At 65.8% G+C, this 15,421-nt stretch carries 11 protein-coding genes; 5 read left to right on the plus strand and 6 right to left on the minus strand.

The window, feature by feature from the left end; all coding sequences use genetic code 11:
* The first annotated feature begins 22 nt into the window (after positions 1–22).
* The 5 genes from tsaE (at position 23) to trxA (ending at position 9,444) form a co-directional block, all read left to right on the plus strand.
* Positions 23–1,594: a tRNA (adenosine(37)-N6)-threonylcarbamoyltransferase complex ATPase subunit type 1 TsaE gene (tsaE, locus tag AB4Y97_RS01320; RefSeq protein ID WP_441997188.1), complete on the plus strand. Its 1,572-nt coding sequence runs from the start codon at positions 23–25 to the stop codon at positions 1,592–1,594.
* A gap of 8 nt (positions 1,595–1,602) precedes the next feature.
* Positions 1,603–2,337: a nucleotidyltransferase family protein gene (locus tag AB4Y97_RS01325; protein WP_441997189.1), complete on the plus strand. Its 735-nt coding sequence runs from the start codon at positions 1,603–1,605 to the stop codon at positions 2,335–2,337.
* Between the two features lie 57 nt (positions 2,338–2,394).
* Positions 2,395–5,571: a double-strand break repair protein AddB gene (gene addB, locus AB4Y97_RS01330; protein ID WP_441997190.1), complete on the plus strand. Its 3,177-nt coding sequence runs from the start codon at positions 2,395–2,397 to the stop codon at positions 5,569–5,571.
* Positions 5,568–9,008 carry a double-strand break repair helicase AddA gene (addA, locus tag AB4Y97_RS01335; protein WP_441997191.1) on the plus strand — a complete coding sequence of 1,147 codons (3,441 nt, stop codon included), beginning with the start codon at positions 5,568–5,570 and terminating at the stop codon, positions 9,006–9,008. Before addB ends, addA begins: the two co-directional genes overlap by 4 nt.
* 115 nt (positions 9,009–9,123) lie before the next feature.
* Complete coding sequence (gene trxA, locus AB4Y97_RS01340) at positions 9,124–9,444, plus strand: thioredoxin (protein ID WP_441997192.1); 321 nt, start codon at positions 9,124–9,126, stop codon at positions 9,442–9,444.
* A 435-nt stretch (positions 9,445–9,879) separates the two neighbouring features.
* Here trxA and AB4Y97_RS01345 read toward each other — a convergent pair whose 3' ends face one another.
* The 6 genes from AB4Y97_RS01345 to AB4Y97_RS01370 all read right to left on the minus strand — a co-directional run bounded on the left by AB4Y97_RS01345 (position 9,880) and on the right by AB4Y97_RS01370 (position 15,413).
* Positions 9,880–11,205 carry a bifunctional folylpolyglutamate synthase/dihydrofolate synthase gene (locus AB4Y97_RS01345; RefSeq protein ID WP_441997193.1) on the minus strand — a complete coding sequence of 442 codons (1,326 nt, stop codon included), beginning with the start codon at positions 11,203–11,205 and terminating at the stop codon, positions 9,880–9,882.
* Between the two features lie 18 nt (positions 11,206–11,223).
* Positions 11,224–12,084: an acetyl-CoA carboxylase, carboxyltransferase subunit beta gene (gene accD / locus AB4Y97_RS01350; RefSeq protein ID WP_441997194.1), complete on the minus strand. Its 861-nt coding sequence runs from the start codon at positions 12,082–12,084 to the stop codon at positions 11,224–11,226.
* A gap of 169 nt (positions 12,085–12,253) precedes the next feature.
* Positions 12,254–13,093, minus strand: a complete 840-nt coding sequence (gene trpA, locus AB4Y97_RS01355; RefSeq protein ID WP_441997400.1) for a tryptophan synthase subunit alpha — start codon at positions 13,091–13,093, stop codon at positions 12,254–12,256.
* Positions 13,093–13,434, minus strand: a complete 342-nt coding sequence (locus AB4Y97_RS01360; RefSeq protein ID WP_441997195.1) for a hypothetical protein — start codon at positions 13,432–13,434, stop codon at positions 13,093–13,095. Before AB4Y97_RS01360 ends, trpA begins: the two co-directional genes overlap by 1 nt.
* Complete coding sequence (gene trpB / locus AB4Y97_RS01365) at positions 13,431–14,615, minus strand: tryptophan synthase subunit beta (protein ID WP_441997401.1); 1,185 nt, start codon at positions 14,613–14,615, stop codon at positions 13,431–13,433. Before trpB ends, AB4Y97_RS01360 begins: the two co-directional genes overlap by 4 nt.
* A 135-nt stretch (positions 14,616–14,750) precedes the next feature.
* The gene (locus tag AB4Y97_RS01370; protein ID WP_441997196.1) at positions 14,751–15,413 is read right to left on the minus strand and encodes a phosphoribosylanthranilate isomerase; all 663 of its coding nucleotides are present in this window, start codon (positions 15,411–15,413) and stop codon (positions 14,751–14,753) included.
* Positions 15,414–15,421: the final 8 nt, after the last annotated feature.

Below are 15,421 nucleotides of genomic sequence, written 5' to 3' on the forward strand. Positions count from 1 at the left end.
GATGGTGAATGGATTGGCTCTCATGACCGCGGAAGACGTGTCGCGCTCGGCCTGGATCGTGACGCTGCCCGACCACGCAGCGACGGAACGCCTTGCGCGGCTTCTGATCGACGAGCTGCGGCCGGGCGATCTCGTCACGCTCTCGGGTGGCCTCGGCGCCGGCAAGACGACGCTCGCCCGCGCGCTCATCCGGGCGCTTGCGGGCGATCCGGATCTCGAAGTCCCGAGCCCGACCTTCACCCTGATGCAAACCTACGAGGGCGCGCATCCTCCCATCGTGCATGCGGATTTCTACCGCCTCGGGGGCGGGCAGGAACTGTTCGAGCTGGGCTGGGACGAGACGACGGAGAACACCGTCACCCTGGTGGAATGGCCCGAGCGCGCCGAGGATGCCTTGAAGGCCGAACGCCTCGACATCCGGCTCGATTTCGCGCCCGGAAGCAACGGTTCCGGGCGGATCGCGATCCTCACCGGTTCCGGCGGATTCGGCCCGCGGCTCCAGCGTCTCAAGGCGTTCCACGCCCTCGTCGGGCGCAGCGGCTGGGCCGATGCCGTCCGCATGCCGATGCAAAGCGACGCCTCCGTGATCCGCTCCTATGAGCGCCTGGTGAAGCCCACCGGCGAAACCGCCTTGCTCATGATCTCGCCGCCCCGGCCCGTCGGGCCGCCCGTGCGCCGCGGCAAGCCCTATACGACCATCGCGAAGCTCGCCGAGACCGTCCATGCTTTCGTCGCCGTCGACCGGGGCCTGCGGGCGTTGGGTTTCAGCGCGCCGCTGATCTATGGCGAGGATCTCGATACGGGACTGCTCATCCTGGAGGATCTCGGCAGCGAGCCCGTAGTGGATGCGAACGGCCCGATCCCGGAACGCTATGCGGAGGCGACACGGGTTCTCGCCCGCCTTCACGGCACAGCCCTGCCCCAGGTGCTGCCCGTGACCGAGGGACAGGACTACGCTCTGCCGCCCTACGATCTTGAAGCCCTGCTGATCGAAGTGGAGCTTCTGCCCGATTGGTATGTGCCGCATATCATCGGCTCCCTGCTCTCGGGCTCCGCCCGGGCGGAGTTCGTCAATCTCTGGACCGAGACCCTCGCGGAAATCCTCTCGAGCACCGTGACCTGGACCCTGCGCGATTATCACTCGCCGAACCTGATCTGGATGCCTCACCGCGAGGGATTGCAGCGGATCGGCATCATCGATTTCCAGGATGCGGTGCTGGGCTCGCCCGCCTATGACGTGGCCTCCCTGCTCCAGGATGCGCGGGCGACCGTGACGCCCGATCTCGAATTGAGGCTGATCGGCCTCTATGCCCGCGAGCGCAAGGCCGCCGATCCCGACTTCGACGTGGCGGCCTTCGCGCGGGCCTACGCCATCATGGGTGCGCAGCGCGCCACCAAGATTCTCGGCATCTTCGCCCGGCTCGACCGGCGCGATGGCAAGCCGCATTATCTCAGGCACCTGCCGCGCATCGAAGCCTACCTCATGCGCAACCTGGCCCATCCGGCGCTGTCGCGGCTCAGGGTTTGGTACGAAACCTACCTGCCGCGCCTTATCCCGCATCCGCCCGCCGACGATACTCCTCCCTCGCCCTGAGCCCTTCCTTGTCCAACGCTTCTCACCCCGCTCCCATCTCCGCCATCGTGCTTGCCGCCGGACTGGGCAAGCGCATGATGCCGATCACCGCGACGATGCCCAAACCGCTGGTCAAGGTGGGTGGAAAAACCCTGATCGATTTCGCGCTCGACAGGCTCGATGAAGCGGGCGTCGAGACGGTGGTGGTGAACGTGCATCACTTCGCCGACATGCTCGAAGCGCACTTACGCACACGCAAAATGCCGCACATCGTCGTCTCCGACGAGCGCGACGCGGTGCTGGAAACCGGCGGCGGCGTGAAGAAGGCGCTGCCGCTCCTCGGCGCCAATCCGTTCATCACCTTCAACTCCGATTCGATCTGGATCGAAGGCCCGCAGTCGAATCTCGCGCGCCTGAAGGCGACCTGGGATCCGGCGCGAATGGACATTCTGATGCTCGTCGCGCCGTTATCCACAAGCGTCGGCTACGAGGGACGCGGCGATTTCAGCATGGATCCGAGCGGGCGCCTGCGCCGCCGCAAGGAGGACGAAATGGTGCCCTTCGTCTATGCGGGCGTCTCTATCGTGAAGCCGGAACTCGTCGCGGAAACGCCGGACGGAGCGTTCTCCGCCAATGTCTTCTACGACCGCGCCATCGCGAACGGCCGGCTCTACGGGTTGCGCCTCGACGGGCAATGGCTGCATGTTGGTGAGCCTCAGGCCATTGCTGAGGCGGAAGAATGCCTTGCCGCCAGCATGCGGTGAGGACTTATGATGCCGAGCATGATCGGGAAAAGTGGAGACCGGTTTTCCGATCAGATCATGCAGCACAAAGAAACCGATGCGCATGTCTTCACGATTCCTCCGGGCTGCGCCTTCCTGCCGACCCTGGTGGATGCGCTGATCGGCGGGCGACTTCTCGGTCCTCTTCCCGATGATCCGGCGGCTCTCGCCGATGTCACGATCTACGTTCCCACACGCCGCGCCACGCGCGCGCTGATCGCGCTTCTGGCCGAACGCGGAGGCGGGAAGGCGCAGCTTCTGCCGCGCATCGTGCCGCTCGGCGAAGCGGATGAGGCCGAGTTCGAATTGACAGGCCTGGAAGGCACGCCGCTGGAAGAGGCGGCGAGTTTGAAGCCACCGATTCCGCCGCTGGAGCGCCGGCTCATTCTCACGCGCCTGATTCAGCGCTGGTCGGCCGAAGTCGATCGCGCGCTGCTGCAGCTCGGTCCCGACATGCCCTTTCTCGTTCCCGGTTCTCCCGCCGATGCGGTGAGTCTCGCGGGCGATCTCGAGACCCTGATGGATGCCTTCACCACCGAGGGCATCGACTGGCATGCCCTCGAACTAGCGGTGGATGCGGATTACTCCGAGTATTTCAGGATCACGCGCAACTTCGTGCAGATCGTCAGCGAGAACTGGCCGAAGATCCTGGCGGAAAGGCAGGCAAGCGACCCGGCGCAACGGCGCGGCGCGCTGATCGAGGCGGAGGCGCGCCGTCTCATGCGCGACCGCCCCGCAAGCCCGATGATCGTGGCGGGATCGACCGGCTCGATTCCGGCGACCGCCAATCTGATCGCCGCCATCGCGCGCCTGCCGAAAGGCGCCGTGGTGCTACCGGGCCTCGACATGGATCTCGACGATGAGAGCTGGGCTTCCATCGGCGACATCGCAGACAGCGAGGCCGACCCGGTGCACAGCCATCCGCAGGCGGCGTTGCGTCGGCTCCTCGACCGGCACTTACGCGTGCCGCGCTCCGCGATCACGGTGTTGGGAGATGTTCCCGACAATGCGAGAGCCCGCAATCGCCTGCTCTCCGAAGCGCTTCGGCCGGCGGATACGACCGACCGCTGGTCGCAGATCCCGCAGGACGAGCGCCTTGCGCTCGGAGCGCAAGGCTGCACGGGACTGACCGTCGTCGAGGCGCTGGACGAGCGCGAGGAGGCTTTCGCCATCGCCATCGCCTTGCGCGAGACGCTGGTTCACCCGGACCGCACGGCGGCGCTCGTCACGCCCGACCGGGCGCTTGCCGCCCGCGTCGCGGCGGAACTCGCGCGCTGGGGTCTCGCCGTCGAGGATTCGGCGGGCATTCCGCTCTCCGACACGCCGGCCGGCCGTCTTGCGCGCCTCGCGGCGGAAGCGGCAGCGGACGATCTGAAACCCTTGCGCATCCTGGCACTCCTCGCCCATCCTCTGGTGCGCCTCGGCTGGCCGCGCGAGACTGTCGAACACGCGGCCGCCATTCTCGAAATCGGCGTGCTGCGCGGCCCCGCGCCAGCGCCCGGCTTCGGCGGAATGCGCACGGCGCTCGCCAGGAACCGCGCGGACAAAAATCATCGCACCCCGCGTCCGCGCCAGCGTCTGACCGAAGCCGATTGGGATCTGGCCGACGAACTTCTGCAACGCCTCGAAATCGCCTTTGGAGATTTCACGCCTGCCATGCACAGCGAGGGCGTGCTCGATCTGATTGCGCTGACGGAAGACCACCGCCGTACCGTCACGGCGTTGGCCGACAAGCCCGCCGACGAGATCGAGTACGAGGACCGCGACACCTCCATGGAAGCGCTGGAGGCGCTGTTCGACGATCTGCAATATTCGGAAGTCCGCAAGGAGGAAGACCACCCGCTGCAGGGCCGCTTCTCCGATTATCCGGCCTTCTTCACGACGCTTGCGAAGCAGCAGTCCTTAAGCCCGTCTCCGCGCTCGACCCATCGCCGCCTGAAGATCCTCGGCCTTCTCGAAGCGCGTCTTCTGTCGGTGGATCGCGTCGTGCTCGGCGGGCTCGATGAAGGCACATGGCCGCCGCGCACGGTGACCGATGCCTTCCTCAACCGCCCCATGCGCGCCCGCATCGGCCTTGCGCCGCCCGAACGGCGCATCGGCCAGACGGCGCACGATTTCGTGCAGGCGCTCGGCACACAGGACGTGGTCATCACCCGCGCGCAGAAGCGGGATGGATCGCCCATGGTTCCCTCCCGTTTTCTCCAGCGTCTGAAGGCTTTCATCGGCAAGGAGAGCTGGGACCGCATGGTGAAGGCGGGCGAACGCTATCGCCGCCTGGCGCTGAGCCTCGACACGCCGCAACCGGCCCCGCCGCTCGCGCGTCCGCGCCCGAAAGCCGATCCGGCTCTGTTTCCGCGCACGCTCAGCGTTACCGAAATCGAGACGCTGCTGCGCGATCCTTATTCCATCTTCGCGCGCCACATCCTGAAACTCGATGCGCTCGATGCGATTGCGCTCGCACCCGGCGCCGCCGATCGCGGCACGATCATCCACGATGTGCTCGGCAGCTTCGCGCAGGAGTATCCGAAGGCGCTGCCGGCTCTCGCGCTGGAGGATCTGCTCGGACGCGGCACGGAAGCCTTCGCCGCCATCGCCGAAGCGTTTCCCGAACTCTATGCGGAATGGTGGCCCCGCTTCACGCGGCTTGCCACCGCCTTCGTCGAATGGGAGCAGGAGCGCCGCCCGGATATCGCCGAGGTCTATCCCGAACGCTCAGGCAAATTGCCGATTCCGCTTGCCGACGGCACGGTCTTCACCTTGCGCGCCCGCGCCGACCGGATCGAGCACAGGCGCGACGGCACCTTCGCCATCATCGATTTCAAGACCGGCCAGCCGCCGGGGATTCGCGAGGTCTATGCGGGGTTCTCGCCGCAGCTCACGCTGGAAGCGATGATGCTGATGAAGGGCGCCTTCAAGGGCCTGCCGACGGCGAAGGACACGCCCGACCTCGTCTACGTTCACACCACCGGCGGACGCGAGCCGATCAAGCCGCGCGAGATCAAGCCGGGACGGGACGAGACGCGCTCCGTCGCCGATATCGTCGAGGAGCATCGCCGCCGCTTCGAGGGCATGATCGCGCGCTACGCGTCGGGCGAAGCCGCTTACGTGTCGCGCCCCTTCCCGAAATATGCGCGCCGCTTTTCGGAATACGACCATCTCGCCCGCGTGAAGGAATGGTCGCTCGCCAGCAATGGCGGCGGGGAGGGATTCGAATGAGCGGCGATCTCGTCATCCCGAACCACACCAAGGAGTCGCAGCGCCGCGCAGCCAATCCGCGCGCCTCGGCCTGGGTGTCGGCCAATGCGGGCGCAGGCAAGACGAAGGTGCTCACCGACCGTGTCGTGCGGCTTCTCCTCGCGGGCTCGCCTCCGGGACGCATCCTCTGTCTCACCTTCACCAAGGCCGCTGCCGCCAACATGGCGATCCGCGTGTTCGAACGCCTCGGCAAATGGGTGACGCTCGATGACGAGAGTCTGATCCAGGAACTGACGGAGCTCGAGGGCGAGCGACCGAGCCGCGACCAGGTGCGGCTTGCCCGCACGCTCTTTGCCCGCGCGGTGGAAACGCCGGGCGGTCTCAAGATCGACACCATTCACGCCTTCTGCGAACGGCTTCTCCATCTCGTGCCTTTCGAGGCGAACGTGCCCGCGCGTTTCGCCGTGCTCGACGAGAGCCAGACGGACGAGATGCTGGCGCAGGAAACCGCCAACGTGCTGGCGGATGCGGCGAGCGGCGATTATCCGCATCTGAACGAGGCGCTCGCCATCGTCAGCATGGAGGCCGCGGGCGACGCCATGGCCGCCGCCTTGAACGCGGCTTTGCGGTGCAAGGCGTTTCTGCACCATCCCGGAGGTCTCGATACTGCGCTTGCGCGTCTTAAGACGACGCTTGGCCTCAAGGCCGGCGAAGATCTCGCTGCCATTGAACGCGCCATGCTCGAAGATGGATTGGCGCCTGCGGAATGGCCCGCCATCGCGCAGGAACTGCTGGCCGGAAAAGCGACCGATCAGGAACGCGCCGCATCCTTCATCGCGGTCGCCGAGGCGACGGAGCCGGCAGAGAAGCTCAAGCACTACCTTGCCGTTTTCCTGAAGGAATCGGACGACACCCCGCGTGCGGAATCGCGGCTCGTCACCAAGTCGGTCGATCCCGCCTTGAAGGAGCGGCTGCTTGCCGAGCAGGCGCGGATCTGGCAGCTCATGGACAGGCGCAAGGCCGCGCGCGCTTTCGAGCGTACCTCTGCGCTCTTCACGCTCGCCGCCGAGATCGGCGCGCGCATCGAGAGGGCGAAGGCGCGATACGGCGCGCTCGACTTCCAGGACCTGATCGACAAGACGCTGACGCTTCTCTCCCGCAACGACGCTGGCTGGATTCTCTACAAGCTCGATCGCGGCATCGACCATGTGCTGATCGACGAGGCACAGGACACCAACCCCGAACAATGGGACATCCTGCGCCGCATCACCGAGGATTTCACCACCGGTCACGGCGCGAGCGGCAGACGTGTCCGCACGCTTTTCGCGGTCGGCGATCCGAAGCAGTCGATCTACGGCTTTCAGGGCGCCGCGCCGCAGGAATTCGAATCGAGCCGCAAGGTCTGGTCGCGCAAGGTGAGCGACGCGGAGCTTCACTTCGAGGATGTGAAACTCACCGTGTCGTTCCGCTCCACCAAGGCCGTGCTCTCGGCGGTGGATGCCACCTTCGGCGTCGCGCAGAATTTCAAGGGCCTGTCCTTCGAGGATACGGCCGTCGGCACCGTGCACGAGAGCGCCCGCCCGCATTCGCCGGGACTGGTGGAACTATGGCCCACCGAGACTCCCGCCGACGAGGAAGAGCCGGAAGCCTGGGTCCTGCCCGTCGACGGCCAGGAGCAGCAGGCCCCGCCCGTCGTCGTCGCCCGGCGGATCGCCAAGGCCATCCAGACCTGGACCACCAGAGGCGATGAACTGGGTCGCATCTGGAAGGCGGGCGACGTTCTGGTGCTGGTCCGCAAGCGGGGCGCAGCCTTCGAGGCGGTGATCCGCGCGCTGAAAGAAGCGCATGTTCCGGTCGCCGGCGCGGACAGGCTCAATATTGGCGAACATATCGCCGTTCTCGATCTCGTGGCGGCGGGACGCGCGGCGCTGCTGCCGGAGGACGATCTCACCCTCGCCACGGCCCTGAAATCGCCCCTCGTCGGGCTGACGGACGACGACCTGATCCGCATCGCGGCCCGTCGCGGCGACGACGAATCGCTCCTCGCCGCCCTGGAGCGCCACGCCAGGGACGGCGACAAGGCCGCCCTCTCCGGGCTCGACGCGCTGGGCGCGTGGCGCGCCCTCGCGCGCATCCACGGCCCCTTCGGCTTCTTCGCCACCCTGCTCGGCCCCATGCATGGACGTATGAGGCTCGTGGCGCGGCTCGGCAGCGAGGCGGGCGACGCCATCGACGCCTTTCTCTGCTTCGCCCATCAATCGGAGCAGGCGGAGACGCCCTCGCTCACGGTTTTCCTCAACCGCTTCGAATCCGCCTCCCACACCATCAAGCGCGACCTCGATTCGACCAATAACGAGGTGCGGGTGATGACGGTGCACGGGGCCAAGGGCCTGGAAGCGCCGATCGTGATCCTCATCGACGGCTGCGACGTGCTGGGCCGCGACCCGCCGCTGATGCAGCTTCCCACGGCAAGCGGTGACACGATTCCCGTCTGGGCGCCGGGGAAGAATTCCGATTGCGATGCAATGGCCCAGGCCCGCGAGAGCATGCATCTGAAGGGGCTGGAGGAGCACAACCGGCTTCTCTACGTGGCCATGACCCGCGCCAAGGACCGGCTCGTGATCGCGCCCTATCTGACCGGCCGCAAGGATTCGCCGCAGGAGGCCTGGTGCGAAATGATCCGGCAGGGCTGGATCGCGGCGAATGAGGGCAAGGAACTGCCCGGCGCGCCCTTCGACCCCCTGATCCTCTGGCAGGACGGCCAGCCCGGCAGGGCCACCGCTGAATCCGAGGTCGCACCGCTCGATCCCATCGAAGTCCCCGGCTGGCTCACGCTGCAAGCGGAGCCGGAGCCCGAGCCCCTGCCGCCGATCCGGCCCTCCAGCGCCCTTGGCGCGGCGGACCGGATGACGCGTCCGGGAGATGGCCCCTATGCGCCGGAAGCAAGGCTGCGCGGCACCTTGATCCACGCGCTCCTGGAGCGCCTGCCCAGCCTTCCGCGCGAGCGCCGCGAGGCCATGGCCCGCGCCTATGTGAAGGCCCGCGCGCCACGCCTGCCCCAGGACCTGCGCGAAGCGGTCGTCGCCCATGCGCTCGGCGTGATCGACCATGAGGCTTTGAGCCCCCTCTTCGGGCCGAGTTCCCGCGCCGAGGCGCCCATCGCCGGTCGGATCGATACCGCGGATGGGGAAATCCTGGTTTCCGGCCAGATCGACCGCCTTGCGGTACTCGAAAGCGAGGTGCTGGTGGCCGATTTCAAGACCACCGCCCGCCCGCCGCGTCCCGGCCAGAAGCCGCCACGCTCCTACGTGACCCAGCTCGCGCTCTATCGCCTTCTGCTGCGGGAGATCTATCCCCAGAAAAAGGTCCGCGCCTTCCTGGTCTGGACCTCCGGTCCGGTCATCCACGAACTGATGGAAACGGAGATGGAATCCGTCCTGGCCTTCATCGCCGCCTGAGGCGAGGGCCCTCGGGGAAGGCCCTTGCTTGATTCCGGAAAAGGCCGTTCTTAACTAGTTTCTATCGTCGAGCGGCTTAGGATTGAGTCGCGTTGAAATACAAAAAGGTGATGAGATGGCGACCGTGAAGGTGACCGATGCGAGCTTCTCGCAGGACGTCCTGAATTCCTCCGAGCCCGTCGTGGTTGATTTCTGGGCGGAATGGTGCGGGCCCTGCCGCATGATCGGTCCGGCTCTGGAAGAAATTTCCAACGAGATGGCCGGCAAGGTGAAGATCGCGAAGCTCAACGTGGACGAGAATCCGCAGGTCTCCTCCCAGCTCGGCATCCGCTCGATCCCGGCCCTGATGATGTTCAAGGACGGCAAGGTGGTGGCCCAGAAGATCGGCGCCGCCCCTAAGGGCGACCTCGCCAAGTGGATCCAGGCCTCGGCCTGAGACTGACCGCGATCAGGATTTAAAAGGGGCCGAAGGGCCCCTTTTTCATGCGCTGCCCCTTCACCTCTCTGAGGGAGAAGTCGGACCTTCAGGTCCGGGCGAGGGGATGTGCCTTCTCCGGAAAGGGCGCGACCTGCTCTCCTTCCCACGAATCTCGGGTGTTCCCGAGATCCGCTTCATCTGGCGCAAGTCGGGAACACCCGACTTGCGATGGGGAGGAGCTGGAGGTGGGGGTCGCAAAGTCGGAGCGCTGCGTTGGATGGGAGTAGTGCTCCGATTCATACCGGCGCTTTGCTGGATTGCTCACTCACCCGGTCGTTCCACCCCCACCCTTCATCCCTCCCCGCAAGGGGGGAGGGAAAGCGCTCTATCCGGATGGAGCCAGATCTTGCACGCGATCCCAGATCGCCTGGCGGCGCCCGGGATGACGCTTACCTACTCCGGCAGCGTCCCGTTCGCTGCCAGCACCTCGCCGGCGAGATACAGCGAGCCGCAAATGAGCACGCGGGGCGGGCGGTCCCAGACGTAGTCGTGGAGGGATGCCAGAGCCGATTCGACGCTGGGCTTTGTCGAGACGGTCAGCCCGACGCTCTGCGCGATGGCGGCGACCTCTTCCGCCGGGCGGGCGGCGATCTGGCCTGAGATCGGCACCGCGATCACCTCGCGGGCGAGGCCTAGAAAATTCTTGAAGAAAGCTTCCGAATCCTTCGTGCCGAGCATGCCGGTGACGAGCACCAGCGGCGCGTCGTTGCTCTCGCTGCGGTCGGCCATGGCGGCGGCAAGAACCCGGCCGCCATCGGCATTGTGGCCGCCGTCGAGCCAGAGTTCGCAACCCTCAGGAGCAATCTCCGGCAGGCGGCCCTTGGCGAGACGCTGCAGGCGGCCCGGCCATTCGGCGCGGGTCAACCCGGCCTCGAAGGCCGAGGTCTCGAACTTCTCGAACCCGGCCGCGCGGAGCGCCGCGATGGCGGTGCCCGCATTGATGTATTGATGGCGCCCGACGAGCTTCGGGAGCGGCAGGTCGAGCAGGCCCTTCTCATCCTGGTAGACGAGCCGCCCGCCCTCCTCATGAACCGAGAAATCCTGCATGCCCACGAGAATGGGCGACGCACCGACCCGCTCGGCCTCCTCGCGCAAGGTCTTATCGGCGGCGAGATAATCCTGCGCCGCGATGATGGCCGGGCAACCGCGCTTGAAGATGCCGGCCTTTTCCCGCGCGATCCCCTCCAGGGTCGTGCCGAGATATTCCGCGTGGTCGTGGCCGATGGAAGTAACGACGGCGGCGGCGGGCGCATCGATGACGTTCGTGGAGTCGAAGCGTCCTCCCAAACCGACTTCGAGCAGCAGCAAGTCGGCAGGCTCTTCCGCGAAGAGCAGCAGGGCCGCCGCCGTGGTGATCTCAAATACGGTGATCGGCTCGCCCGCATTCACCTTTTCGCAGCGGCGCAGGGCCTCGACCAGCCGGTCTTCCTCCACATAGCGCCCGCCACCGAAGCGGCCAATGCGGATGCGCTCGTGAAAGCGCACCAGATGGGGCGAGGTATAGACATGTACGGCAAGCCCGGCGCTTTCCAGGATCGCCCGCATGAAGGCGATGGTGGAGCCTTTGCCGTTGGTGCCCGCCACATGGATGGTCGGCGGCAGACGCCGCTCGGGGTGACCGAGTTGGGCCAAGAGTCGCTGAATGCGCCCGAGCGACAGATCGATCGCCTTCGGGTGCAGGGCGAGAAAGCGCGCGATCAGCGCATCGGAGGAGTCCATCACCCTGCCCTCGATCGATTACGCAGCCGCGGCCGGAGCCTTGGTGAAAAGGCGCGAAAGCCGGGCGATGGTGGCCTTCAGGTCGTGGCGGTGCACGACCATGTCCACCATGCCGTGATCCTTCAGATATTCGGCGCGCTGGAAGCCATCGGGCAGCTTCTCGCGGATCGTCTGCTCGATCACGCGTGGACCGGCAAAGCCGATGAGCGCGCCTGGCTCCGCCAGATGCACGTCGCCGAGCATGGCATAGGAAGCCGTGACGCCGCCCGTGGTCGGATTCGTCAGCACGACGATATAGGGAAGCTTCGCATCGCGCAGGCGGCGGATGGCCACCGTGGTGCGCGGCATCTGCATGAGGGAGAGGATGCCCTCCTGCATGCGCGCGCCGCCGGAGCCGGCAAAGAGGATGTAGGGCGTCTTCTTCTCGAGCGCCGTCTCGGCACCTTTGACGAAGGCCTCGCCCGCCGCCATGCCGAGGGAACCGCCCATGAAGCCGAAATCCTGCACGGCAAGGGTCATCGGCACGTTCTCGACCCGGCCGAAGCCGACCTTGAAGGCGTCCTGCTGGCCGGTCTTGGCGCGGGCGTCCTTCAGGCGGTCGATATAGCGCTTCTCGTCGCGGAACTTCAGCGGATCGATCGGAGCTTCCGGCAGCGCCACATCGAGCCAGGTGCCGCCGTCGAACATCAGGCCGAGGCGCTGGGTCGCCGAAATGCGCATGTGGTGGTTGGAACCGGGGATCACCCACTGGTTCGCCTCCACATCCTTGTGGAACACGACCTGGCCCGTATCCGGGCACTTGATCCAGAGATTGTCCGGCGTCTCGCGCTTGAAGAGCGTCTTGATCTTCGGACGGACGACTTCGGAAATCCAGTTCATGATTCACATACCTTCTTTTCAGCAGGAACTCCGGAGCCCTCATCCTGAGGAGGCGCATCGCGCCGTCTCGAAGGACGAGGGCGTCTCCAGCCCCCTCTGGAACCGGCATCCTGATCCTTCGAGCCGCTTGCTCCGCAAGCCCTCAGGATGAGGACGCCTTTCGTTAGCCCTAAGCCGCCGCGCGCTTCGCCACCGAGCGCACGCCTTCGCTCAATTCCTTCACCAATGTGGTGACGGCCTCGACCGTGCGCGAGGTGGCGCGGTCGTTCGCGTCGAGGGTGCCCTTGAGGGCGTCGATCAGCGCCGAGCCGACCACGACGCCGTCCGCCCCCTTGGCCACCGCCGCCGCATGGGCGCCGCTCTTCACGCCGAAGCCCACCACCACGGGCAGGGGCGTATGGCGCTTGATGCGTTCCACCGAGGTGGCGACCTTGCCGAAATCGGGAGTCGCAGCGCCGGTGATGCCGGTGATGGAAACGTAATAAACGAACCCTGCCGTATTGGCGAGTACCGCAGGCAGACGCTTGTCGTCCGTGGTCGGGGTGGCAAGGCGGATGAAGGCGAGCCCCGCTTTCAGCGCGGGCAGGCACAGCTCGTCGTCCTCCTCCGGCGGCAGATCGACAACGATCAGGCCATCCACCCCCGCTTCCTTGGCATCGTTGAGGAAGCGCTCGACGCCATAGACGTAGATCGGATTGAAATAGCCCATGAGAATGATCGGCGTCTCGCTGTCTTCCTTGCGGAAGCGGCGCACGAGATCAAGGGTTTTGACCGTGTTCTGGCCGACCTTGAGGGCGCGCAGGCCCGCCGCCTGGATCGATGGGCCGTCGGCCATCGGATCGGTGAACGGCATGCCGAACTCGACGATGTCCGCCCCGGCCTTCGGCAGGTTCCGCATGATTTCGAACGAGGTCTCAAGATCCGGATCGCCGGCCATGACATAAGTGACGAGCGCGGCGCGGCCTTCCGCGCGGCATTTCTCAAAACGGGCTTCGATGCGGGAGGTCATCACGACTTGCCAACTTTGCAAATGGGGCGATTGAACGGAGCACCCAGCTTCTCGGGAGCTTCGTATTCCCCCTCGCCTGGCCGCACGGTCAAGCGCGCAATGGTGAACTTTTTCACCAGACGCTCGCCCTGATGAAACTCGCAATTGATGTTGCGTGCCTCAGCAGGCTTCTCGTTGGGGTTGAAGAACAGTAGGAAGACGGTCGACGTCCGGGCATTGGAACTCTGAACGACCGTCTTGATGTTCATCCCCCGATATTCGACGGGCTTCAGCCCCTGCGCAAGACAAGGCGAGCCTGCGATGGTCAATGCCCCAAGGGCGATCAGAAACAGACGGCTCACAGCTTATTCCCCAGAATCTCGGCAATCTGCGGAACATCCTTGTCGCCGCGACCGCTGATGTTCACCACCATCAGGTGGTCCTTCGGCTTCTTGGGGGCGAGTTCGATGACCTTGGCGATGGCATGGCTCGATTCGAGGGCCGGCAGAATGCCCTCGAGCCTTGAACAGAGCTGGAAGGCGTCCAGCGCCTCCTGGTCGGTCGCAGAGATGTAATTCACGCGGCCGACATCGTGCAGCCAGGAATGCTCCGGACCGATGCCGGGATAATCCAGCCCCGCCGAGATGGAATGAGCGTCCTGGATCTGGCCGTCATCGTCCATGAGGAGATAGGTGCGGTTGCCGTGCAGCACGCCGGGACGGCCGCCGGTGAGCGAGGCCGCGTGGAGCTTGTCGAGGCCGTGGCCCGCCGCTTCGACACCGTAGATCTCCACCCCGCGATCGTCGAGGAAGGGATGGAACAGGCCGATGGCATTGGAGCCACCGCCGACGCAGGCGATGAGCGAGTCGGGCAAACGGCCTTCGGCCTGCATCATCTGCTCGCGGGTCTCGTTGCCGATGACGCATTGGAAATCGCGCACCATGGCCGGATAGGGATGCGGCCCCGCCACCGTGCCGATGCAATAGAAGGTGTCGGCGACGTTAGTGACCCAGTCGCGCAACGCCTCGTTCATGGCGTCCTTCAGGGTCCTGGTGCCGGATTGCACCGGCACGACCTTGGCGCCGAGCATGTTCATGCGGAAGACGTTGGGCTTCTGCCGCTCCACATCGACCGCGCCCATATAGACGATGCATTCCAGCCCGTAGCGGGCGCAGAGGGTCGCGGTGGCGACGCCGTGCTGGCCAGCGCCGGTCTCGGCGATGATGCGCTTCTTGCCCATGCGGCGGGCGAGAAGGATCTGGCCCAGCACGTTGTTCACCTTGTGCGCGCCGGTATGATTCAGCTCTTCGCGCTTGAAATAGATCTTGGCCCCGCCCGACAGGCCAGAAGCCGTCGATACTTCACGAAGATGCTCGGTCATGCGCTCGGCGAAATAGAGCGCGCTCGGGCGGCCGATGTAATGGGTCATCATCGATGACATTTCGGCATGGAAGGCCGGGTCGGCCTTGGCCTCGGCATAGGCCTTTTCCAGCTCGAGGATGAGCGGCATCAGGGTCTCGGCCACGAAGCGGCCGCCGAACATGCCGAAATGGCCGCGCTCATCGGGGCCGGTGCGGAAGGAATTGGGTTGGGGCTGCGTTGTCACGCTTGTCCTGCCTTACGCTGTGAGCATTCGTCGAAAAGCGGGATACCGGATTTCCGACGGGAATGCGCGAATTTAATGAGCCAGCGCGGCGTATGCCGCACGAGCCGCCTCGATGAAGGCCACGATCCTGGCCGGATCCTTGATCCCCGGCCTGCTCTCCACCCCTGACGAAACGTCAACGGCACTCGCCCCCGTCAGGCGGATGGCCTCGGCCACGTTGTCGGGATTGAGGCCCCCTGACAACATGAAGGAGAGGCCGGGGTCAAGCCCGGCCAGGAGGCGCCAGTCGAAGGGCAGCCCGTTGCCGCCGGGCAGGGCATCCGGCGTGCGCGGGGGCTTCGCGTCGAGGAGGATATGGTCGGTAACCGCCGCATAGGACGGCAGGATATCGAGATCGGAGGCCTCCGCGATGCCGAGGGCCTTCATCACCGGACGCCCGAAGCGCGAGCGGATGTCCCTGACGCGCGCAGGCGTTTCATGACCGTGCAATTGCAGCAGGTCGGGATCGAAGGCCTCGACCACCTCGGCGATGGCTGCGTCATCCGCATCGACCAGAAGAACCGCGCGCCGGGCGCGGCCCTTGGCCTGTTGCGAGAGTTCGCGACCGACCTCAAGGCTCACATGGCGCGGGCTCTTGGGAAAGCGCGCGAAGCCGACGAAATCCGCACCCGCATCGAGGGCGGCGTCGAGGGTCTCAGGGGTCGAGAGTCCGCAGATCTTGATCAGACGTTCCATGGCGCGAT

This window comes from Microvirga sp. 2TAF3, from assembly GCF_052114965.1.
GTDB lineage: Bacteria > Pseudomonadota > Alphaproteobacteria > Rhizobiales > Beijerinckiaceae > Microvirga.

Excerpts from the sequence above, each read along its gene's own strand:
- tsaE (WP_441997188.1), top strand. The coding sequence starts at position 23 with ATGACCGCGGAAGACGTGTCGCGCTCGGCCTGGATCGTGACGCTGCCC.
- addB (WP_441997190.1), top strand. The coding sequence starts at position 2,395 with ATGCAGCACAAAGAAACCGATGCGCATGTCTTCACGATTCCTCCGGGC.
- addA (WP_441997191.1), top strand. The coding sequence starts at position 5,568 with ATGAGCGGCGATCTCGTCATCCCGAACCACACCAAGGAGTCGCAGCGC.
- trxA (WP_441997192.1), top strand. The coding sequence starts at position 9,124 with ATGGCGACCGTGAAGGTGACCGATGCGAGCTTCTCGCAGGACGTCCTG.
- AB4Y97_RS01345 (WP_441997193.1), bottom strand. The coding sequence starts at position 11,205 with ATGGACTCCTCCGATGCGCTGATCGCGCGCTTTCTCGCCCTGCACCCG.
- accD (WP_441997194.1), bottom strand. The coding sequence starts at position 12,084 with ATGAACTGGATTTCCGAAGTCGTCCGTCCGAAGATCAAGACGCTCTTC.
- trpA (WP_441997400.1), bottom strand. The coding sequence starts at position 13,093 with ATGACCTCCCGCATCGAAGCCCGTTTTGAGAAATGCCGCGCGGAAGGC.
- trpB (WP_441997401.1), bottom strand. The coding sequence starts at position 14,615 with ATGTTCGGCGGCCGCTTCGTGGCCGAGACCCTGATGCCGCTCATCCTC.
- AB4Y97_RS01370 (WP_441997196.1), bottom strand. The coding sequence starts at position 15,413 with ATGGAACGTCTGATCAAGATCTGCGGACTCTCGACCCCTGAGACCCTC.